Genomic DNA, 21,181 nt, shown 5'->3' with positions numbered 1-21,181 from the left:
GCAGAGTCTAAGGTTTTTGAACAATTTCCATTCACATTAGCAGAGATATACAACGTCTCTGCTAAAACAAATAAATCTCTTCATCCAGAAATAGAATAACTTCTAATATAAAACAACTTTTTGAATCAGTTTATTTTGAAAATGTAAATTGCGGAAGAAAACAATAGTTAATAGGATTTTCCATACCATCAGCGAAAAGGCAGATTGATAAAACATCCTCAAAAAAACTGCAAAGTTTTTCTGTTTGAGTGCGACAAAAGCCCAATGTAATATGAGATATTTTTTGATATCCACCATTTGGGGAAGCTGACTATAATGATTTTTATGAACTAAAGCGTAAATTTTCTCTTTAATTAAAATATTTGTATCTAATCTTTTCGAGACAGCAAATTTGTGATTATAAGCACCCTGCCAAATGGTGCGATAAGCTAAACATTGATTCAGAAAAATCGCATCACCAAATTGGGCAATTCTTAGCCAAGAATCTATATCATCACAATTAGCATCCAGTTGAGAATCCCAACCACCTGTTTTAAAAAAAGCGTCACGGCTACAAGCAACTTGCACAGGTGTACCAAAAGGCAATAATTCCAACAGCATTCCGTAGTGAATATCGGCTTGAGGAACGGAAAAAGCTAAACCAGGGCCAAGCTGAGGAGTGCGGCTGAGTTCTAGTTCATGTTCATTCACTTGAGCCGCCACACAAGAGCAAATCACTGCACTCGGACAAAGAGCGATCGCCTTTGCCATCTCTTCGATGCAGTTACTAGCTAGATAGTCATCATCATCTAAAAACTTAATCCAGTCTCCACTGGCTTGTTTCACTCCTGCATTTACCGTCGCTGCATGACCTTTATTGACCTCATTGCGATGATAAATTACTTTATCACCTAAGCTTTCTACGTAGGCTTGTGTGTCATCAGTGGAACAATCATCAGCTACTATTACTTCGCAAGGAATTGTCTGGTTGATAGCAGAATCAACGGCTCGACGCAGTAAGCTGACGCGGTTATAGGTAGTGATCACAATGCTAAATTTCATAAACATCACACCTGTAGCAAAGCTTTATGCAATATAGCTTTCATTTTGGGATACGTCGGATCGGGGAAAATTATAAATCTTACATATCACTAGACTGAAAGCAGATTCTCGATTTATTATGGATGATTGTGGGTTTTTCAGCAGATAAGCTATGAACGCTCAAGAGATTATCCGCTCCATTGAAGCGGAACAACTAAAATCTAACTTGCCCAATATTTATGTGGGCGATACAGTCAAAGTCGGTGTGAAAATCAAAGAAGGCGAAAAATACCGCGTCCAACCCTACGAAGGTGTTGTGATTGCTAAACGCAACGGCGGTATTAACGAGACTATTACCGTTCGCCGTGTATTTCAAGGGGTAGGCGTAGAGCGCGTATTTTTATTACATTCTCCACGCATCGACAGCATTAAAGTTTTACGTCGTGGTAAAGTACGTCGTGCTAAACTTTACTACCTGCGCGATCGCGTTGGTAAAGCAACTCGGATCAAGCAACGCTTCGACCGTCCTTTGTAATTTTTTGCTCAGGGTATGAGAGAAATCTCAATTAACAAGCGGCTTTTGCCGCTAAGTTGCTTCCCCGACAAAAATCATGTACAATCAGAATCGCAATTGCGTTAAACTAAATAAAAGTTCAGCGCAATCACCGAATCCAAACCAACCTGTGCGCTCTTAGTTCAGTTGGTAGAACGCAGGTCTCCAAAACCTGATGTCGGGGGTTCAAGTCCTCCAGGGCGCGCTCGCAAGCAAAAACAAAACCCGAAACAGTAGCACTTCTACCCATAACGTAGTTAGTGTTTACCATTTCGGGTATAATTGTTTTATACTTTAGAGAATTTTTGCTGCAAGTCAGCAGGCTGGAATCAAAGCTGTAAACCTGAGATTCAACCAAGCAGGATATAGCTGTACAAGAAACGGGGGGATAAACAACAGTGGCGAAAAAAAATGAAGCTGAAATGCCCGAAAACACTGGCGGGCTAAACATCCAAAACTTTTTTCAAGGCACAAAAGAAGAACTTGAAAAAGTAGTTTGGCCAAGTCGCAGACAGCTAGTGAGCGAATCAGCAGCCGTGCTGTTAATGGTGACACTCTCCGCATCTTTGATTTATTTGGTGGATGGATTGTTTGCTTGGGCAGCAAAACAGGTGTTCTGATGACTTTTGCAACAGACGACCCACTTAACTCAAATTTGCAGTCAGAGGAAACAGCAGAAGCGGCGCTCAAAGAAGCGCGGTGGTATGCAGTACAAGTAGCCTCCGGCTGTGAAAAACGCGTCAAAACCAACTTGGAACAACGCATCCAAACCTTTGACGTTGCCGACAAAATCATTCAGGTCGAAATTCCACATACGCCAGCAGTAAAAATTCGGAAAGATGGCAGTCGCCAGCATACAGAAGAAAAAGTTTTTCCTGGCTATGTGTTAGTGCGGATGGTCTTGAATGATGATACATGGCAGGTAGTACGTAACACCTCTCATGTGATCAACTTTGTAGGCGCAGAGCAAAAACGTGGCAGTGCCAAAGGTCGTGGCCACGTTAAACCAGTACCTCTGAGTTACTCAGAAGTAGAACGGATATTCAAACAAACCACCGAGCAAGAGCCAGTCGTCAAAATTGACATGGCTACAGGTGATAAAATTGTCGTGCTTTCTGGCCCATTTAAGGACTTTGAAGGCGAGGTGATTGAAGTCAGTCCAGAGCGTAGTAAACTCAAAGCCTTGCTCTCGATTTTTGGCCGAGATACACCCGTTGAATTGGAATTCAATCAGGTAGAAAAACAGAGCTAAATACAAATGGCGAAAAAAGTAGTAGCGGTCATTAAACTGGCCCTGAATGCTGGAAAAGCCAACCCAGCACCACCAGTTGGCCCCGCATTGGGTCAACATGGTGTGAACATCATGATGTTCTGCAAAGAGTACAACGCCAAAACAGCAGACCAAGCTGGTATGGTTATCCCTGTAGAAATCTCCGTTTATGAAGACCGGAGTTTTACATTTGTACTCAAAACCCCACCAGCATCAGTATTGATTCGCAAAGCCGCGAAAATCGAAAGAGGTTCCAACGAACCCAACAAAAAGAAAGTTGGTTCCATTACTAAAGCGCAATTGCGAGAAATTGCTCAAACCAAGTTACCCGACCTCAACGCCAACGACATTGATGCGGCAATGAACATTGTGGCTGGAACTGCTAGAAATATGGGCGTTACGATTACTGAATAGTAAAAGAAGGCAGGAGGCAGAGGGCAGGAGGCAGAAGGAAAACATTGTAACTTCGCACTCAGCACTCAGCACTTTCAACTCAGCACTTAAAAAACTATCGGGGGAGAAGCCAAGCTTCGTCACTGACCCCAGGAGAAAAAAATGACAAAAAAAGTATCGCGTCGCTTGCGAGAACTGCAAGGAAAAATCGAGGATAGGGAATACGCACCCCTAGACGCTTTAACACTACTAAAAGAAACAGCAACAGCTAAATTTCCCGAAGCAGCCGAAGCACATATTCGGTTGGGAATTGACCCCAAATATACAGACCAACAATTGCGGACAACGGTAGCACTACCTAAAGGTACAGGACAAATAGTCCGGGTAGCAGTTATCGCTAGAGGTGAGAAAGTCACAGAAGCAAGCAATGCTGGTGCTGATATAGTTGGTTCCGAAGAACTAATTGACGAAATCCAAAAAGGAATGATGGATTTCGACAAGCTAATTGCGACACCAGATGTTATGCCACAGGTAGCGAAACTAGGTAAATTACTAGGCCCTCGTGGTTTGATGCCATCACCAAAAGGTGGTACAGTAACCTTTGACATTGCAAGTGCGATCGCCGAATTCAAAGCTGGTAAATTAGAATTCCGGGCTGACCGTACAGGTATTGTTCATGTTATGTTTGGTAAGGCAGCTTTCTCCCCCGAAGATTTGTTAGTAAACTTGAAGGCGTTACAAGAAACAATTGACCGTAACCGTCCTTCTGGAGCAAAAGGCCGCTATTGGCGAACCTTCTACGTATCTGCTACTATGGGGCCTTCGATTAAAGTTGACATCACCGCTTTACGGGATTTAAAACTGACCGAAGCTGCATAATTTTTAGTCATTAGTCATTTGTAAAGTCAAATAACAAAGGACAATGGACAAATGACTAATGACAAAACTAAATAGTTCAAACCGGAGACAGCAGGTGCAAGTAGCTTAATATCCTGCCGAGGTAAAAACTTTAATTGCCTGAAGCACTACCTACAAGGTGTAGCCGCTACAGCGTCAAGAGTTTTGCTGCGAAACCCCGGTTGAAAAGCCGGGGTTTATTGTTTTTGGTTAGTCAGAACTAGAACACACAAGCAGATAAATCGCTGATTTTGCCCTTGGAGGTGAAACAAGATGGGTAGAACGTTAGAAAACAAACAAGAAATAGTAGCTGACCTCAAACAATCTTTGAGTGAGTCAACTTTAGCACTAGTAATTGAATACCAAGGGCTAACAGTTGCCGAAATCACAGATTTACGGCGGCGGCTGCGTCCAACTGGTACTACTTGTAAGGTAACAAAAAATACCTTAATGGGTATTGCCATTCAAGAAGAAGAAAAATGGCAACCACTGTCCGAGTTGCTGAAAGGTTCTTCCGCCTTTTTGTTAGTCAAAGAAGATTTCTCTTCAGCAATTAAGGCTTACCAAGACTTCCAAAAAGCCACCAAGAAAACAGAAATGCGTGGCGGTGTCATGGAAGGCCGTCTGCTGAAAGAAGCAGATGTCAAGGCTTTAGGAGACTTGCCATCCAAAGAACAACTCATGGGTCAAATTGCTGGAGCTATCAACGCATTGGCTACCAAAATTGCTGTGGGTATCAACGAAGTTCCTGGTGGCTTGGCTCGTGCTTTGCAAGCTGTGGCTGAACAAGAACAAGGAAGCGCGGCTGAATAAAGTATGAAGTATGAAGTATGAAGTGTGAAATAAGCCAAATATGAAAAAATGGTTTATTTACTGAGTTTTTCATTCTTTAGACTTCTTTAGTCAAGAGTCAATAGTCAGTGGTAATTACAAATGACGAATGACAAATGACAAACCACTAATAACTAATCAAACATTACGGAGTTACATCAATGTCTGCTACAACCGATAACATTTTAGAACAGTTGAAATCCTTGACCTTGCTAGAAGCTGCTGAATTAGTTAAGCAAATTGAAGAAGCTTTTGGCGTAAGTGCTGCTGCTCCCGTTGGCGTAGCTATTGCTGCTCCTGGTACTGGCGCTGTTGCTGCTGAACCTGTTGAAGAAAAAACCGAGTTTGACGTAATTCTGGAATCTGTTCCCGCTGATAAGAAAATTGCCGTACTGAAGATTGTACGTGAATTGACTGGTCTAGGCTTGAAAGAAGCTAAAGACTTGGTAGAAGCTGCTCCTAAGCCAATCAAAGAAGCTATTGCTAAAGAAGCCGCTGAAGATGCTAAGAAACGGATTGAAGAAGCTGGCGGTAAAGTTACCGTTAAATAGTTCCAGTTTCAATACTTGTTTTTAATCAAGAAGCCTAAATAGGCTTCTTTTTTGTATTTTCATGATTTTTAGAGCCATAGCCAAAGCAGTTATACCAATTCGATGAGAAGCTGTACTATAGAAATCTTGTAGAGACTTTCTCTACAAAGTCTCTACAGAATTTCATTCTGTCGCCTGTCACCTACTACCAGTCCGATGCTTTATCTTAGAATAATTCGATTACGCCCTTCAGCCTTGGCAGTATAAAGTGCTTTATCTGCGGCCACAATCAAATCAGAAGGTGAAGATTCCCATGTAGGAATTAGGGTAGCCACACCGATACTCAGAGTGACATACTCATTTACTGCAGAAGCATCATGAACAATTTGTAGGTTGTTGACACCGGCTTGCATCGCTGTAGCTACATGAAATGCACCAGCCGCATGAGTATTTGGCATAATTACAGCAAATTCTTCACCACCATAACGAGCTACTAAATCGTGATGTTTTTGTGCATTTCTGCTCAAAACAGCACCTACCCTCTGCAAGCAAACATCTCCAGCTGGATGACCATATTGATCGTTATAAAACTTGAAATAATCAATATCACATAAAATTAATGACAGAGGAGATCCTTCCTGTACTAAGTTTATCCATTGGGTATTTAGATATTCATCAAAACGACGGCGATTAGCCAGACCAGTTAAGCCATCAACATTAGCAAGTTGCTGTAAAGCCAGGTTGGCTGCTTCTAATTGTTTGTAGACTTGTGCTTGTTGTAGCAGACGACGTAAACGCTGGCGCAAAACTGCCCAATGAATTGGTTTGGTAACATAATCAGAGGCTCCTGCTTCAAAGGCGCGGTCTACAGATTCCGCATCATTCAAACTAGTAATCATTAATATGGGTGTGCGTTCCCATAATTTGGAGATCACAGTATTGCCTGTAGCAGAGTCAGTATCAAAATTTGCCAATGCTGACATAAGGTTATTTCTGGCAATTTGGAGCAGGTGTTTACAACAAGTAAAGCCATCCATGACGGGCATGATTGCATCTAGCAACACTATGTCTGGTTTGACAGTCTCATAGGCATCTAAACACTGCTTGCCATCTGCAACCTCAACAACTCGATAGCCTTCTTGTTCCATAGCTTCACGCAACAGCAAGCGGATGGTCTTATCATCATCAGCCACCAGAATTACTGGAGGTTGTTTAGGAAGAGAAAATGGGCTTAAGCCTGACATGAATTGCGTTCCACAGAAAATGAAAGTATCGACGAAGGGTAAGCTAGAGAAAACCTGAATAACACAAAAAAGTAGCCATTGAGCAAGATTTTGTGACAGTAAATCTTACTAGAAGGCGACTGGCTGAAAGTTTATGACCGCAGTAAAATCTGGCAGTACTGCAATGGTCTATGTGGTGTAGGACACTTGACTTTCCTCGTCGAGTAAGTGCTTGTTAGCACTACTGTCTGACAATGGAAGGTGCGATCGCATAATCGTTCTATCATGGCTAGAAATTTTCTACCCAACCGGTCTGACTGCACAATCGATTTTTTTAGGAAAAGAGAATATTTAATCAGCTTTAGTAAAGAAAAATTTAGATAAATCGGTTTCATAGACAATTGACTGACAAGGGAAAAGCAATTTTTACTTGGGTTGCTCTAGCTTTGCAAAGAAGGCTTATGATTATATTTCCCTAGTCATAAAGTGTAATTACTATTTTGGGCAAATCTTCAAATCTACACTATGCTTATTAAACTCTCAAGTGACTTTAGACAAATAATAAGCAGATTCTCAGCTATACCTTGTCATAGCTGAGAAAACAACTAAACTAAATCTGAAAAACGCTAGAACGTCCTTGATTAATACCTTTAGGGAAATCTTAGCCCTTTAAATTGATGAGCAATTACCTAGATTAAACAGTGTTAATATCAAGCTGTATAAAAAACTTTATTTTTTAAAGGTCAACTTACTTTCGAGTTAAGTAAAATTTCTGATTTCAATCTGAATAATTCGGAGGTAACAAAAAATCATAGATAAGCTTTTAAATCATCTTTATTTACAGACTAGAATATACGAAGGGACAATTAAAGAAAAATTGTTTAAATAACCTTGTTACCGATAAATCTTTAATAAAAATAAATTTAAATTAACTCAATTAGAGCTATGCCAGACTCTTTAATGTATCAACAAGATAACTTTGTGGTGTTAGAAACCAACCAACCAGAACAATTTCTCACAGCATCAGAGTTATTTGAAAAGCTGAAAACAGTTTTACAAACCATCAATTCTCAAGATTTACCACCAGATTTACAAAATATTGAGTCGTTGGAAGCTAGAGTTCAATATCTCATCGATACTAGTTGTGAGTTGGATGTGGGAAAGGATAAATATTTACAGTGGTATGCAGTTCGGTTAGAAAAGTAATTTTTGGTCAATCATCATTGGTCATGAATTTGATGGTGTCTGAGATATTCCCAGATGCTAGGCTCATTTTGTCTTTCAGCAATATCTTGATCTGTTACACCATCATAGGTTTCAGTCTGACAACTTGCACCAGCTTCTATCAATAACATTATTGCTTCTATGTCTTGATTGAAGACTGCGTGCATTAAAGCTGTATGGGAGTTTTCGTCTTGACGTTCTGTATCTGCACCACTTTCAAGCAAATATCTGACTAAATCATACTGTCTAGATAAAACAGCATTAATCAGTGGAATACTATCATTGACACCGTTAATATCAGATCCAGCGTTGGTTAAGGCAACAGAAACTGCATAGTTTCCCTTCACGGTAGCCCTTGTCATTGCCAGAGTTAAATAATAGCTACCTTTAGGAAAAGAAACTCGGTGCAAAATATCGAGTGCTGCGCTAGAGTCATCTTGGTTGATAGCACGGATCAAATTTTTTCCTAGACCGGATGCGTCTAAAATATTTTTGTCCATAATCATTAATCTAGGCGATCGCACAGTCAATAGCTAATAATTAATATTTATTGCTATTGACCATTGACCATTGACTATTGACTAGTAACCAACGCTAACTCAATTTGATCTGCATCGGGCTGGGTGATTTTGATCTCTACTCCAGGGCCAAAGTAACTGGTCATTTTTTCTTGTTTTTGTTGCCAAACATGAAGAGGTATATCAGGAGAATCAAATTCTAAAATTAAGGTGTAAGCACCATTAGTTTCCTCTTCCCTTAAACCAGTCACAGTTGGTCTTTCTTCGTCGGTGGGGCTGAGACCTAAGTAAGAAAGTGCTGCATCCAAGTGAGCATCTTGACCATAGCAATATCGAGTGATGTCTTTGCGGATTTTATTTTGCGTGACAGTTGCTTGCTGCTCACGCAGAGATAATACTGATGGTGCTGTGACTTGGCTGAAGGGTATTGGTTTAAGTTCATTGGCTTTGAGTGCTAGTCCCCCCAATAACAAGGGAAACCCATAAAAAAACCCCACAAGATTTAGAGTGGCATTATTCGCAGCATAGGCAATGAAGCCAACAAGGGTTAATATGCTACCAACTGTTAAACCTAGAGTTCCCAAAGAGATTTGGCGTAACATGAGCAGAAGATAATATTTATTAAGACATTAGTTTTATTATCATCGGCTATGTGTCACAGATGATGACAGCCGCATAACTTTCGTCCAGTTGTTCAAGCTTTGCCTGATTTTGCGTTAACTTTAAACTGGACTGTAGTTAATCAAAGGCAGATAAACAATGGATTTACAAACTATAAAAGAACGAGTTGCGGCAGTTCAAAGCAAACGCGACTATCTTCTGAGTCTTTTAGAACAGCCAAATTTAGGAACTTTGAGAATTGATGTCAATCAAGCTTTAGAAGAACTAGATGACTTACTTGATGAATATAAACGTACTATCCCAGAAACGGGAAATAATTAATTTGTACTAAAAATTGCGTCGGTATCTCTGATTAGGATCAGGTTAATGCCGACGCTTCTCAATAACAAAACATTACTAGCTCTCCACCCATGAGCCAAGCCTAAGTCAATATGACATAAATGGATCTGCAAAATTTATCGCATAATTTCACTGTCGCCTCTACGTTTGCCTAATTGTCTGACTAAAGCGATGAGTTCAGAAGTTGAGACATCTTTTTTACAAAAATCATCGAAATTAGCCATTCCTGTGGCGCGAGGAGATTTAGCCTCTTCTACTGAAGAGTAAGCAAGTATTTGAGTCTGGGGAGAAATGGCTTTAATTTGACTCGAAGCACTCCACCCGTCCATGATGGGCATTTGTAAATCTAAAACAATCACATCAGGCTGGCAGCATTTTACCATTTCGATCGCTTCTTGACCGTTACTCGCTAACCCCACAACTTGAATATTCTCTTGACAAGAAAAAGCCAATTGTAGGGTTAAACGAGTTAATTCATGGTCATCAACCACGAGAACGCGTAACACAGAAGACTCACAGGAGAGCATTAACATTCAAGGGAGAAAATTAGTGACAACAATGTTTATAGTGTATGAGAGCTAGTCCCGATAATTACTCTATCTTATGGTTGATAACTCCTGTTTTATCAACCAATTTACATAGAGAAAATACGGAAAAATTAAACTTTACTAAAAAAATCAAATTTTTATTAGTTATCAGTGTACGAAAGACTCTTTTGAGCATCTAGCAAATTTGGTGTTCCGCCTGTAGAACGTAGTGCCATATTCATCAGAGTTATTTGTGAATGTGTTTCGGGACAATCATCTCCGGGACGGCGTTGGATATAAGTACCATCAGCTTGTAATTCCCATGCTTGGCGGTTATCTGCCAGCATAATTCCTAAGATTTCTTGCAAGTCTTTAGCAATATCTTGATCCTTGATTGGGGTAATCACTTCTACTCGTCGATCTAGGTTGCGACGCATCCAGTCGGCACTGCCAATATAGATTTCTTCTTGACCATTGTTGTAGAAATAATAGATGCGAGAGTGTTCTAAAAAGCGACCGACAATGCTGATTATGCGAATGTTTTCACTGATGTCTTTGATTCCTGGACGTAAACAGCAAATGCCCCTAATAATCAAATCAATTTGCACACCAGCGCGGGAAGCTTCGTATAAAGTGGCGATGATTTGTGGGTCAACAAGGGAATTCATTTTGGCAACAATGCGCCCAGAAAAGCCTTTTTTGACATTTTCGATTTCGCGCTGAATTAAAGACAAAAAGCGATCGCGCATATTCACAGGCGCAACTAATAATTCTCGATAGGATTTTTGCCTGGAATAGCCAGTTAAAAAATTAAACAAATCTGTAATATCAGCACCTAATTCTTCACGACAACTAAACAATCCTAAATCGGTATATAGTCTTGCAGTTTTAGGGTTATAATTTCCTGTGCCGATATGCACATAACGACGCATTCTGTCTTTTTCGCGCCGCACTACCATCACGGTTTTGCAATGGGTTTTTAAGCCAACTAAACCATAGACAACGTGTACTCCCACCCGTTCTAAACGTCTTGCCCAGTAAATATTATTTTCTTCATCAAATCGGGCTTTTAATTCTACTAAGACTGATACTTGCTTGCCATTTTCAGCTGCCGCAATTAAAGCATTAACGATTGGCGAATCACCGGAAGTCCGGTAAAGGGTCATTTTGATGGCGAGTACATTCGGATCATGGGCTGCATGGGTGATAAACCGCACCACTGTTGCGGAAAAAGATTGATAAGGATGGTGGACAAATAAATCCTTTTCCCTAATCACCGAAAAAAAATCTTTGCCTTCTTCCATTTCCAACACGTCTTCATCTACATTCGGTTCGCGCAACCTTTGAAGACGGGAAGGAACAACAGATTGACGGGGAGGATCTTTCAGTTCTGGCAAAGGTAAAGCCAGAAAATACATCAAATCGCGTAAACCCAATAAACCATCGACCTCATAAACATCGCTGTCAGTTAAATCTAAATCTTGTAATAACCTGATACGGATTGGTTCTGGGGTTTGGGATTGAATTTCGATTCTGACGGGACTACCACCAATCCGGCGTTTGCGTAATTCTTGTTCAATAGCTAACAACAAATCATCGGCTTCATCTTCTTCCAATGCTAAATCAGCATCACGGGTAATGCGGAAGGGATGGTATTCTTGAATATTCATCCCTGGAAATAGAGTGTGTAAGTTATGAGCGATCGCTTGTTCTAAAGGTACACCTGTCCAGTTGGCTATTTGCCCATTTTCTCGAATACCCAACTCTGGCGGTAAAGGCAAAAATCTGGGTAACACATTTGGGACTTTGACCCTGGCAAAAAATTCTTCTTCAGTATCTGGGTTTTTGACCACCACTGCCAAATTTAAACTGAGATTGGAAATGTAGGGGAATGGATGGCTAGGGTCAACAGCCAAAGGAGTTAAAACGGGAAATATTTGTTCTTCAAAATAATTATCTAAATAAGTCCGTTGTTTTTGGTTTAAATTAATGTAGTCCAGGATATGAATACCGTGGTTGGCTAATAGCGGACGCAAGACTTCTTCAAAATGCTGATGCTGTTTGACTACTTGCGGGCTAAGATGCAACCGAATATCATCTAACTGTTGTTGCGGGGTACGACCATCGGGTGTTAACTGAGTTACCTTTGCTTCCACCTGTTGCTTTAAGGCGGCAATCCGCACCATGAAAAATTCATCTAAATTAGAACTGAAGATAGCTAAAAACTTCAGTCTTTCTAACAGTGGTGTGCGTGAGTCAAAGGCTTCATGCAACACTCTATTATTAAATTCCAGCCAGCTTAACTCTCGGTTGATATAGTATTGTGAATCGTTGAGATTGATGGGATTGGCAATCTTTTTAGATTTCGGCATGACGATCTGCGGGTAGCCAGAAGTAGCCCACAAGGCTGAAGAACAATAAACATAGTAGTGGAAATTTGTAATTGCCGAGAAGTTGCTTTTTTACAAAAGTCAGATAATTGGGATTTTAAATTTGGGATTTTGAATTAATTTGCTAGTGAAACACAAAAAACGTTACTTTTCTTTAGTTTCTTTCGCGGCTGTAGAAATTGGTAATTGCAGATTTTGGTCGTAGACGAACTCGTTGTGAATAGTGACATCGCGTTTGGGGAGAGTATCACTATTGGCGATCGCCTCTTGGGGTGGAATGCGTAATGTATACTTACCGACAGGTACACCATCTACACGATACAACCCAAATTCGTCAGTCATCGCTGCTAGAACTTCTGTACCATCAAGATTGACCAGTTCTACTCGGACATCAGACATGGGTTGACCTGCAACATCAGTAATTCTGCCTGCTAAACCATATTCTAATCTGGCAGTAAAGTCTACATTCGTTACACCTGCCATTCCCACCTCAGCTACGCGGCTGGTTTTTTGCACAGTGAGTTCCACAGGTAATTGTTCTGGGTCAACTTCGACGCGATAAACACCTTCTGGTAAACCGCCAACAAAGAAGTTACCACTAGAGTCTGTTTTTGCACCACCCACAGGTTTATTGCGGTTATTGATGACTCTGACACTAGCGCCTTGTAAATCATAACCTTGATTTTCGCCTGAGACAGCAATGCGTCCCGCGATCGCACCACGGTCTTTACCAAGAGAACTAAAGCTACTAGGAACAGCCCGACCACCAGCAAATGACAAGTCTGAGACTAATGATACTGTCAGGCGATCGTCATTAAATCCGCCAAAAGCATTTCTTCTCCCCGCAAAGGGAATTCCTTGATATTCAACCCTAGCGAACAATCCCGGTAGTACCTGCATACTAGCACCAACAATCGGGCCAAAATTACCCTCACGGTAAGCTAACCCCATACGCCAACTTAGTTGTCTAATGCTTGGAGGATTATAGTTTAGTGTCGCCGTATAGCGATTAGCATAATTACCACCAAAATCAGTACCTAAAGAGAGTTGATAGTTTCGACTAAAGTCATAACTTAGATCAGTAGAGTATCTATCTCCATAAGTATTAAAAGATAGCCTTGCTGCACGATTTACTTGATAATAAGCATTGAATAAATATTGTCCGGTAATATCAGGTCTACCGCTTAAAGATAAACGAGCAAAAGGCCGTAAAGAAAAAGTAGGCGATATATATTCATTTGTATCACTACCGCTTTTACGACTACGTGCTAGAAACCCTAACTGAAAACTATTATTAAATCGATAACTTACTTCTGCACTATGGTTAAAGAACTCCCCAGAATTTTTTCCATTCCGATATCCATTGGGATAAGATTGAGAATTAGCTGTAATATCTAACTTTCCTAATTGAATATCTAAATCTGTGTTGTAAGCTAACTTACCAAAAGAATTACCCACACTTGCAGATAAAACAACAGGATTAGCTACTCGCCAAACTAACCCAGCTTGGCTTTGAATTGTATCAGGTATCGCCTGTACAGAACCTTCAAAAGTTAAATTATTAGAAATACCTTGACGAATTTGATAAAATCCTGCAAATTGACCAGCATCAGTACTATTGTTATTATCAAACAAGGAATTTTGGACTAAATTTCCCGTTAAACCTACACCAGCTAATTGAACATTACCACCTGCTGGTAGTAATAAATCAGAAGCATTGATTCTTACAGAACGAATGTCACTGGGAACATTGAGATTATTCCGGTCAAAAACTAAAACTTCAATTTGGTTATTTTGTCCAACAGGTAAATTAACATCAACAAATTCGTATCTACCATCAAACCCAACCTGTTGCTGTGCTACAACAACTCCAGAAACTCTCAGTTGTACAAAACTCGCTGGTGGAACTACACCTTGGAAAGTTTGTAAAGGTCTAGAACGTCTGGGTAATAACTCATTTGCACTGTTAGTTTGATTAAAGCGATTTGTTGGTATATTTGTATAACCAAATTGCAATCCGGTTAAATTCAGACTATTTACTAGGGGGTTAATACCAATTTGTTGCCGACCAACTTGATAAAGAAATCCTCCATTACGTTTATAGTAAAAATATTCCGAGACATCGGGAGAATTTTCAAAATTATTATTGACCCGTACACGCCATAAACCACCTGCTAATCTACCACCAAGTAATGTAGAACTGCGTAAGCTAAAATCTCCAGCGTTATTAACAATATTTAACTCTTGCCTTAAGTTAGAAAAACCATTGAGTGGTGCAAATACATCTGGTTGTAAGTTGACTGCTTGGCTTGTATAAGCTGTACCATTACCACGCCAAGGCAAGCCAATAATTAAAGCTAAATCCAAAGAATTAAATTCTATGTTTGCAGAGAGTTTTTCTCTAACAAAGGCATCACTAATATAGTTAACACCTTTAAAATTTTGAATATCACTCTCTGCAAGATTAATTGTGCCTAAAGGTGTATTTAAATATGTATTATTATCTTTGGTTTCTACCGTCAAACCTGCAAGTTTAGCAAAATCCTCCAGAGGTAATAGCAAGGTATTTCCTTGACGGATAACATCTAAGCTTCCTACTTCCCTCCTATTAATAATTACTCCCAGCAATAAATTCTCTAAATTTGAGCTTGCTGTTTGAGTAAAAGTAATACGTGAGTTGTCGTCTATATTTAAGATATTCTTGCTAACATCTACGCCTGGTTTTGGCGGCTGTACTTCAGCAGGTTTAGTGTTTGGTTGGGGAGTTGATTCTGTGGCTGAACTTGGTGCAGGAGTAGTGTTAGTAGCTGTTTTTTGCAGAATCTGTTGATGAGCTGGTTGTTTTGTTAAAAATGCTGATAAATCTTCCGATTTTTTTGATGTCTGGCTGGTAGTTGGAATTTCAGCAGGTACATTGGCAATTTTCTGTTGAACTGATGAATTAGCTGGTTGTTTTGTTAAAAAAGCGGTTAAGTCATGAGAATTTATCGAAGTTTCGCTATTTACTGCGGTAGATTCTGTTGTTGCAACATCAGGAAACTGTGATTGAGATGTTTGTTTAGCTAAAAAAGTACCAAAATCATCAACATTTGTATCAGTTTCTTTGGTAGCTACCTCGGAGAGTGCTGTAATTGTTTGTGATCTTTGTTTATGAACAAAAGTTTCTAAGTCTTCTGGTGTTTTAGCTGCAATTGTCGCTGACGCAGAAGCTGTTGTATTTTGACGCTGTTGCGGTTGTTTAGTTAAAGAACCAGTTAATTCTTCTGGTATTTTGGCTGCATCAGTATTACTGGCAACTTCAACTTTAGTATTGTGTGGTTGTGGTGGTTGTTTTAATTTTGTTGAGTCATTATTAGCATCCTTGACAGGTGCTGTAGTTCTTCGACGTTGAACGGATGTTTTTGGTTTGGTTTTGTTATCAAGTGTTGTTGTAGCAACTTGAGTTGGTGCTTTGACTTTGCGTTGAACAGAAGTTTGTGCTGGTTTTTTTGTTGTTGACTCTGTTAAATGTTCAGGAGTTGTGGCTGCAACTTGAGTCGGTGCTTTGACTTTGCGTTGAACAGAAGTTTGTGCTGGTTTTTTTGTTGTTGACTCTGTTAAATGTTCAGGAGTTGTGGCTGCAACTTGAGTCGGTGCTTTGACTTTGCGTTGAACAGAAGTTTGTGCTGGTTTTTTTGTTGTTGACTCTGTTAAATGTTCAGGAGTTGTGGCTGCAACTTGAGTCGGTGCTTTGACTTTCTGTTGTACCGAAGCTTGTGCTGGTTTTTTTGTTGTTGTGGCTGAGTTCTCAGAAGTTGTCGTAGCGACTTGAGTCGGTGCTTTGACTTTCTGTTGTACCGAAGCTTGTGCTGGTTTTTTTGTTGTTGTGGCTGAGTTCTCAGAAGTTGTCGTAGCGACTTGAGTTGGTGCTTTGACTTTCTGTTGTACCGAAGCTTGTGCTGGTTCTTTTGTTGTTGTGGCTGAGTTCTCAGAAGTTGTCGTAGCAACTTGAGTTGGTGCTTTGACTTTCTGTTGTACAGATGCTTGTGCTGGTTGTTCCGTAACCAAAGCCACCAAGTTACTCGGTTTTTTGGAAGTTTCGCTAGTAGTGGTAACTTTAGAAGGTGCTTTGACTGGTTTGCATTTAACTAATTGCTTAGTTAATACATCTAGAGACTCTTCTGATATTGCTGAACTTGCACTAATTGAAACTGTTGGTGTTGTGCATTTATCAAGTTCTTGGGTTGATGTGTCCGATACTTCGGGAATGCCGCTTGTAAACGAAATATCAGATAGTATTGTACCTTTTGTACTACGTTGAACTGGCACTTCACCAGAATTACTTTCAGCAGATGACTCTTGTTCCTCTACGCCATTGGTAGAAAATTCTGCTTCTGGTGTAGTTTCTGGCGGAAGCGGAGTAGCTACTGTATGTCGCGCAGTTTTATAAGCTGGGTTTGCACTATTTTTATCTGGCGCTGTAATAGGAGTATCTTGCGCGGGTAGAGTAGTAACTTCTGCTGGTGGTAAAGGTGGTGAAGCTTGGTAGATCATACTTGTATACAAATGCTGGTATGACAGCCTAAAAAAGTTATAGGCTGGAAGTTGATTGCAGAGACAGACAAGGTAACTAATTGAAAAAACTAGAGAACTTTGGTTAGATAACTGGCAAAATCTAGATAATGTGAGGAGAGATTAGAAGATTACCAGAAGAGAGAAAATAAATTTTTAAACAGTGTGTTATTTACTTCTGGCTGTAACTGTAAAAGGAATACCTTTATCAATTACACTGCCATTTAAATCACCATTAACATCTAAAACATATTGACCTGGTGGTAGTTTTTTACTGATATCCAATATGAGTTGACGACGAGTACCAGGTAAAACAGGTGTTGAAGGTAAAGTTCCAGCATCCAAAACACCATCTGGTTTCTTATTTGTTTGGTCTTGCAAGTTAGCTATTTTTTTAGTGGAATTTGCACCAGGGTATTTGTTAGCAGCCCAAATTGTATATTGACCGTTCATCCGCACGTAAGCGTTACCTTGACTAGAAATATCAAAACTAGCTTTTATATTATTAGTCTTGCTATCAACTGAAATAGAGTTGAGAACACCAACTTTTTTTGGAGTACCGACATAGGCGTACACAGCAACACCAAAACGACCCAAAATCTGAACCGCAGAACTATTTCTCTTTTGCGGGTTAGCGTTGACTTCTTCTACAAAGATTAACGCGCGATGTTCTCCCGCTTGGGGTTTGACACGAGGACGAACTGAAAAGCGAATTGTTTGGGTTTTGCCAGGAGGCAGTGTAAAGGTAACAGGATTGACGATAATCCAATTATCTAAAGACTGCTCTGTTGACTTTACAGGTTGAATTTCATTTCGTTCATTCAGTGTCCAACCTTCTATATAAATCCTAAAGGTTGCTGGTTGATTGTCAATATTAACAACACGAAAAACCTGAGTTTTTGGTTTGCTGTCGTCCAGTTTTAACTCAAATCTAGGTGGGCTAACTCCAATGGCTATTGCTAGGGCGTGATGGCAATTTAAAGCTAATGTACTCAGGGTTAATAGCGCACTAGCTCCAATTTGATAGATGCTTCTAACTACTTTCTGCTGCTGATTCATTGGTTTAGTCAATTAATATTCAAATTCCAGTAAATGTTACCTTTAATGTGCCTGAATAAGAACCGGAAGTTCTGATCTTTGACAAGTCTAAGGTAAATGTCGCTCCGCCTTGCACAGTCTTAGTTCCTTTTTGTGGATCAGAGGATATTTCTTTAGGCTCTATAGGATCAATATCAACTTTAATTTCATCACTACTAATTTTGCTACTGAGTCTATTAAGATTGCCGTTACCTGAAAGCAATTCATACTTAACAGTTAAATCTTGAGGATTTGAAAGTTCTAGCCGCCATAGGTCTGTTTCTGTACGGTTTACCACTACAGTCTTAATTGCAGGTGTGGGTAATGCAGGAGTAATAAACGTTGTTTCTAATGTGGCATCACCTACTTGATTAGAACCTGCATTAAAAATCTCATCTAATTGAATGGGAGCCAAATTAAGGATATTGTTTGGAAAACTAATTTGCCCGAAAGTCTTTGGCTGATAAAAGAGAAATACAGGCAAAAATGTGCCAACAAATAATAGTCGTTTCATCAGATGTCTACTCGACTAAATCAAAAAATGACCTTGAGAGAATTGAGTTCTGGAAAGAGCAATTAACCGGATATAGTAATTTTGCTCTGAGCCAGAACTTGCAATTTCTGGCTCTTTGTTAAATACAACTCAAGCCCAAAATCTACTATGTCTAAATACCTGTAGCTGTAATTTTCAAAGCTTCTCCAGGAGGAGCAGAGTATGTACCAGATGCGTTTGCTGAACTGAAATCAAATTGAAACTGTACGTTTCCTTCAATAATTGGTTTTACAGGATTAGCGGGATCAAGACCAGGAGCCTCAGATTGTATAGCCCCTGCTGGCGACGCTACACTAATACCAATAGTATTTGGAGATGAGGTATCGCCATCTTTATAAAGAGTATTACCAGTATAGGTAACACTATGTTCAATCTTGCTACCAGCACCTCCAGTACCCCAAATTCTATAAACTAAAATGTCGTTTGTTTTTATTATTCCTTTGGTAGTTGTAATACTAGCAGGATCAGGAAGAAGTTGATCAACATTACCGTCAGAGGTAAAGTTACCGTCAATGTTTTGGGGAATTCCTAAAAACTCTGTACTACTTGGTTTAAATGTGAGACTTTTGTAAGTTTGGATGTAGATAGTATCTGGTACTACAACATTGATTGGTACATTAACGAATGTTTGAGCTCTAACAGGTGCAGATAGCAAGGTGCTGGCTAGAGAGGTTGCACCGAGAGTAAATGCTGCTAACAAGAAATTCTTTTTCATGGGGGCTAAATAATTACTCTTTAGAAAAAGATGACAAAATCAATGTAGCCGTTGTAGCAAAAATAGCACCTCAGAGAATTTACCAAAGTCTACGCATTTTACATATATTTCCCGTGCTGATAATTTTCTATAAAGCTACTGTAAAACCATAATTTTTCTATGCTAATTTCTTCTTAAGTATTTTGATATAAGCTGAGTTAATATTTTTATGTCCACAGTGAAAATACTATTTTTCTACTAAGTGATATAGACTTTTATCAAGCAGTTTATAAGTTAAATTTAGGATGCTAGTGTAAAATTTTTACTAAATTAACTTCTATGTTGATAAATTTAGAATCAAGATATTTGGTTTTGGTTTAACCAGGAATTAAGCAGTAAGATGAAAAATTAAGGATTTGGGATAGTTTAAAGGGGTATAGGGGTGTAAGACCTTGTAATCTACTATATTCTTAGCTATTAGTTATTGTTATCAATAAATCTACTGAAGTAGATTTGGGTTGCAAGTATGTTTCAAGCTACTCGTCGTCGGTTGGCTATTTGGTACACTGCGGTAACTGCTGTGTTGTTATTGCTGTTTGCTAGTGGTGTGTACTTATATGTTCGGAGTACGTTGGTAGAGCGAATTGACGATACTTTAAATCATGTGGTGGAAATTGTCGAGCGATCGCTTGTCATTGAGCCAGTAAATCACGAAACTGATAAACTCCGTATTAATGTAGAAGCCAGTTTTCGCAACAATGCCAATAATGTCGATGATGACCACATTGACTTGGAATGGTTTAGTCCTACAGGGAAATTACTTTGGTCAACTTTCTCAGAACCTTTAAATATTCCCATTCATGGTAATCATACTGGCGAAACAGTCCGCATTCCTAAACAAGACCAGTGGGGAGACTCAGAACTATCGTTACGTCAAGTTACCCAGCGCGTAGAATTTGGCCGACAAGTATTAGGATATCTGCGTGTAAGTCATCCGTGGTTTGAAGTTACTAAACCCAGCCGTCAGCTAATTTTAGATTTAGCATTGGGAATTTGGTTAATGTTACTGTCAGTGGCTGCAAGTGGCTGGTTTCTGTCGGGGAAAGCAATGGAACCAGTGGGTGATTCTTATCAAAGACTCAAGCAATTCACGGCTGATGCTTCCCATGAATTGAGAAGTCCCATTACATTGATTCAAACTAATGTACAAGTCGCCTTAAGTGAATTGGAGTTAGTTGAAACCGAAGTGAGTAGTTCTACTAACTATCGTCAACAGTTAAAGGTGGTGGAACGATTGACACAACGCTTAGGTAAGCTGGTAAATGATTTATTATTTTTAGCAAGACAAGATAGTGGCATCAGTAAAGATACATTTTCACCTTGTCCTTTAGATGCTTTACTGATGGAAGTGATTGAAGAACAGCAACTTCTCGCTAGTGAAAAAGATATTGCTTTAAATTTACACTTAGTTGATCCGCCAGTAGCGGAAACGAGTCCTGAATTACTAGAAAATTGGTTCACCCTCTTAGGTGATTGGGATCAGCTAGTCAGACTATTGACAAACTTAATTAGTAATGCTTTGCGCTATACTCCGGCGGGTGGTAAGGTAAATGTCGAGTTGACACGTCAAGAAGGAATCAGTCGTGTATCGAGGATGCGTGTCAGCACGGCTCAGTTACAAATTAAAGTGAGTGATACTGGTGTTGGTATTCCCACAGAAGCATTACCCAGGTTGTTTGACCGTTTTTATCGGGTAGATCCGGCGCGTACTCATAAAAAAAGTGAAAGCACAGCTACTGACAGTGCTACAGGTTCAGGATTAGGACTAGCGATCGCTCAAGCTATTGTCGAACATCACCAAGGTCAAATTCAAGTTGAAAGTAGCCTTGGCAAAGGTACAACTTTCATTGTGACTCTACCTGTAACTCTAGAGTCTTAAATTTTCGTTTATTGTTTTGTTTCCTGTGACA

The 21,181-nt window shown here is 39.7% G+C and carries 20 protein-coding genes, 1 tRNA gene and 1 other annotated feature; of the genes, 11 read left to right on the top strand and 10 right to left on the bottom strand.

What is annotated here, in order from left to right:
* Positions 1–102: 102 nt before the first annotated feature.
* Positions 103–1,041, bottom strand: coding sequence for a glycosyltransferase family 2 protein (locus H6G75_RS14555; protein WP_190980757.1), 939 nt, complete (start codon positions 1,039–1,041; stop codon positions 103–105).
* Between the two features lie 151 nt (positions 1,042–1,192).
* Here H6G75_RS14555 and rplS point away from each other — a divergent pair, with 151 nt between their 5' ends.
* The 8 genes from rplS to rplL all read left to right on the top strand — a co-directional run bounded on the left by rplS (position 1,193) and on the right by rplL (position 5,515).
* The gene (rplS, locus tag H6G75_RS14550) at positions 1,193–1,555 is read left to right on the top strand and encodes a 50S ribosomal protein L19 (protein WP_190980756.1); all 363 of its coding nucleotides are present in this window, start codon (positions 1,193–1,195) and stop codon (positions 1,553–1,555) included.
* A 150-nt stretch (positions 1,556–1,705) separates the two neighbouring features.
* Positions 1,706–1,778 (top strand) — tRNA-Trp (locus H6G75_RS14545).
* A gap of 193 nt (positions 1,779–1,971) precedes the next feature.
* Entirely contained in the window at positions 1,972–2,193 is a 222-nt protein-coding gene (secE, locus tag H6G75_RS14540; RefSeq protein WP_062290310.1) for a preprotein translocase subunit SecE, read from the top strand.
* Positions 2,193–2,825 (top strand): transcription termination/antitermination protein NusG, encoded by a 633-nt coding sequence (gene nusG, locus H6G75_RS14535; RefSeq protein ID WP_062290313.1) that lies wholly within the window; start codon positions 2,193–2,195, stop codon positions 2,823–2,825. Before secE ends, nusG begins: the two co-directional genes overlap by 1 nt.
* A gap of 6 nt (positions 2,826–2,831) precedes the next feature.
* Positions 2,832–3,257: a 50S ribosomal protein L11 gene (gene rplK / locus H6G75_RS14530; RefSeq protein WP_062290316.1), complete on the top strand. Its 426-nt coding sequence runs from the start codon at positions 2,832–2,834 to the stop codon at positions 3,255–3,257.
* A gap of 141 nt (positions 3,258–3,398) precedes the next feature.
* The gene (gene rplA, locus H6G75_RS14525; protein WP_190980755.1) at positions 3,399–4,115 is read left to right on the top strand and encodes a 50S ribosomal protein L1; all 717 of its coding nucleotides are present in this window, start codon (positions 3,399–3,401) and stop codon (positions 4,113–4,115) included.
* Positions 4,116–4,178: 63 nt separating this feature from the next.
* Positions 4,179–4,344 (top strand) — a sequence feature (ribosomal protein L10 leader region).
* Between the two features lie 62 nt (positions 4,345–4,406).
* Positions 4,407–4,946, top strand: coding sequence for a 50S ribosomal protein L10 (rplJ, locus tag H6G75_RS14520; RefSeq protein WP_190980754.1), 540 nt, complete (start codon positions 4,407–4,409; stop codon positions 4,944–4,946).
* Positions 4,947–5,125: 179 nt separating this feature from the next.
* Positions 5,126–5,515 carry a 50S ribosomal protein L7/L12 gene (gene rplL / locus H6G75_RS14515; RefSeq protein WP_190980753.1) on the top strand — a complete coding sequence of 130 codons (390 nt, stop codon included), beginning with the start codon at positions 5,126–5,128 and terminating at the stop codon, positions 5,513–5,515.
* A 200-nt stretch (positions 5,516–5,715) separates the two neighbouring features.
* On the opposite strand, the gene H6G75_RS14510 is transcribed toward rplL, so the two are convergent.
* On the bottom strand, positions 5,716–6,738 hold the full coding sequence (locus tag H6G75_RS14510) for a PleD family two-component system response regulator (protein ID WP_190980752.1): 1,023 nt from the start codon (positions 6,736–6,738) through the stop codon (positions 5,716–5,718).
* Positions 6,739–7,662: 924 nt separating this feature from the next.
* Between H6G75_RS14510 and H6G75_RS14505 the strand changes: the two genes are divergently transcribed.
* Entirely contained in the window at positions 7,663–7,923 is a 261-nt protein-coding gene (locus tag H6G75_RS14505) for a chlororespiratory reduction protein 7 (RefSeq protein WP_190980751.1), read from the top strand.
* 14 nt (positions 7,924–7,937) lie between these two features.
* Here H6G75_RS14505 and H6G75_RS14500 read toward each other — a convergent pair whose 3' ends face one another.
* Both H6G75_RS14500 and H6G75_RS14495 read right to left on the bottom strand, forming a co-directional pair.
* On the bottom strand, positions 7,938–8,465 hold the full coding sequence (locus tag H6G75_RS14500; RefSeq protein WP_206757375.1) for an ankyrin repeat domain-containing protein: 528 nt from the start codon (positions 8,463–8,465) through the stop codon (positions 7,938–7,940).
* Between the two features lie 50 nt (positions 8,466–8,515).
* On the bottom strand, positions 8,516–9,061 hold the full coding sequence (locus H6G75_RS14495) for a DUF2854 domain-containing protein (protein WP_190980749.1): 546 nt from the start codon (positions 9,059–9,061) through the stop codon (positions 8,516–8,518).
* Positions 9,062–9,218: 157 nt separating this feature from the next.
* On the opposite strand from H6G75_RS14495, the gene H6G75_RS14490 reads away from it, so the two are divergent.
* Positions 9,219–9,401: a hypothetical protein gene (locus H6G75_RS14490; protein WP_190589107.1), complete on the top strand. Its 183-nt coding sequence runs from the start codon at positions 9,219–9,221 to the stop codon at positions 9,399–9,401.
* 134 nt (positions 9,402–9,535) lie between these two features.
* Here H6G75_RS14490 and H6G75_RS14485 read toward each other — a convergent pair whose 3' ends face one another.
* From H6G75_RS14485 to H6G75_RS14460, 6 genes are all read right to left on the bottom strand, one after another.
* Positions 9,536–9,952, bottom strand: coding sequence for a response regulator transcription factor (locus tag H6G75_RS14485; RefSeq protein ID WP_190980748.1), 417 nt, complete (start codon positions 9,950–9,952; stop codon positions 9,536–9,538).
* Positions 9,953–10,107: 155 nt separating this feature from the next.
* Positions 10,108–12,318 carry a polyphosphate kinase 1 gene (ppk1, locus tag H6G75_RS14480; RefSeq protein WP_190980747.1) on the bottom strand — a complete coding sequence of 737 codons (2,211 nt, stop codon included), beginning with the start codon at positions 12,316–12,318 and terminating at the stop codon, positions 10,108–10,110.
* A 162-nt stretch (positions 12,319–12,480) separates the two neighbouring features.
* Entirely contained in the window at positions 12,481–16,869 is a 4,389-nt protein-coding gene (locus H6G75_RS14475; RefSeq protein WP_190980746.1) for a carboxypeptidase regulatory-like domain-containing protein, read from the bottom strand.
* A 186-nt stretch (positions 16,870–17,055) separates the two neighbouring features.
* Complete coding sequence (locus H6G75_RS14470) at positions 17,056–17,946, bottom strand: molecular chaperone (RefSeq protein ID WP_190980745.1); 891 nt, start codon at positions 17,944–17,946, stop codon at positions 17,056–17,058.
* A gap of 19 nt (positions 17,947–17,965) precedes the next feature.
* Entirely contained in the window at positions 17,966–18,478 is a 513-nt protein-coding gene (locus H6G75_RS14465; RefSeq protein ID WP_190980744.1) for a hypothetical protein, read from the bottom strand.
* 151 nt (positions 18,479–18,629) lie between these two features.
* Positions 18,630–19,232 carry a hypothetical protein gene (locus H6G75_RS14460; protein WP_190980743.1) on the bottom strand — a complete coding sequence of 201 codons (603 nt, stop codon included), beginning with the start codon at positions 19,230–19,232 and terminating at the stop codon, positions 18,630–18,632.
* 505 nt (positions 19,233–19,737) lie between these two features.
* Here H6G75_RS14460 and H6G75_RS14455 point away from each other — a divergent pair.
* Positions 19,738–21,150, top strand: coding sequence for a cell wall metabolism sensor histidine kinase WalK (locus tag H6G75_RS14455; RefSeq protein ID WP_190980742.1), 1,413 nt, complete (start codon positions 19,738–19,740; stop codon positions 21,148–21,150).
* The last annotated feature ends 31 nt before the right edge of the window (positions 21,151–21,181 follow it).

Source organism: Nostoc sp. FACHB-280 (genome assembly GCF_014697615.1).
In the GTDB taxonomy this organism is placed as follows: Bacteria; Cyanobacteriota; Cyanobacteriia; order Cyanobacteriales; family Nostocaceae; genus Nostoc_B.
The sequence above is the reverse complement of the archived record's forward strand: the minus strand, read 5'-3'. Positions and strand labels throughout refer to the sequence as shown.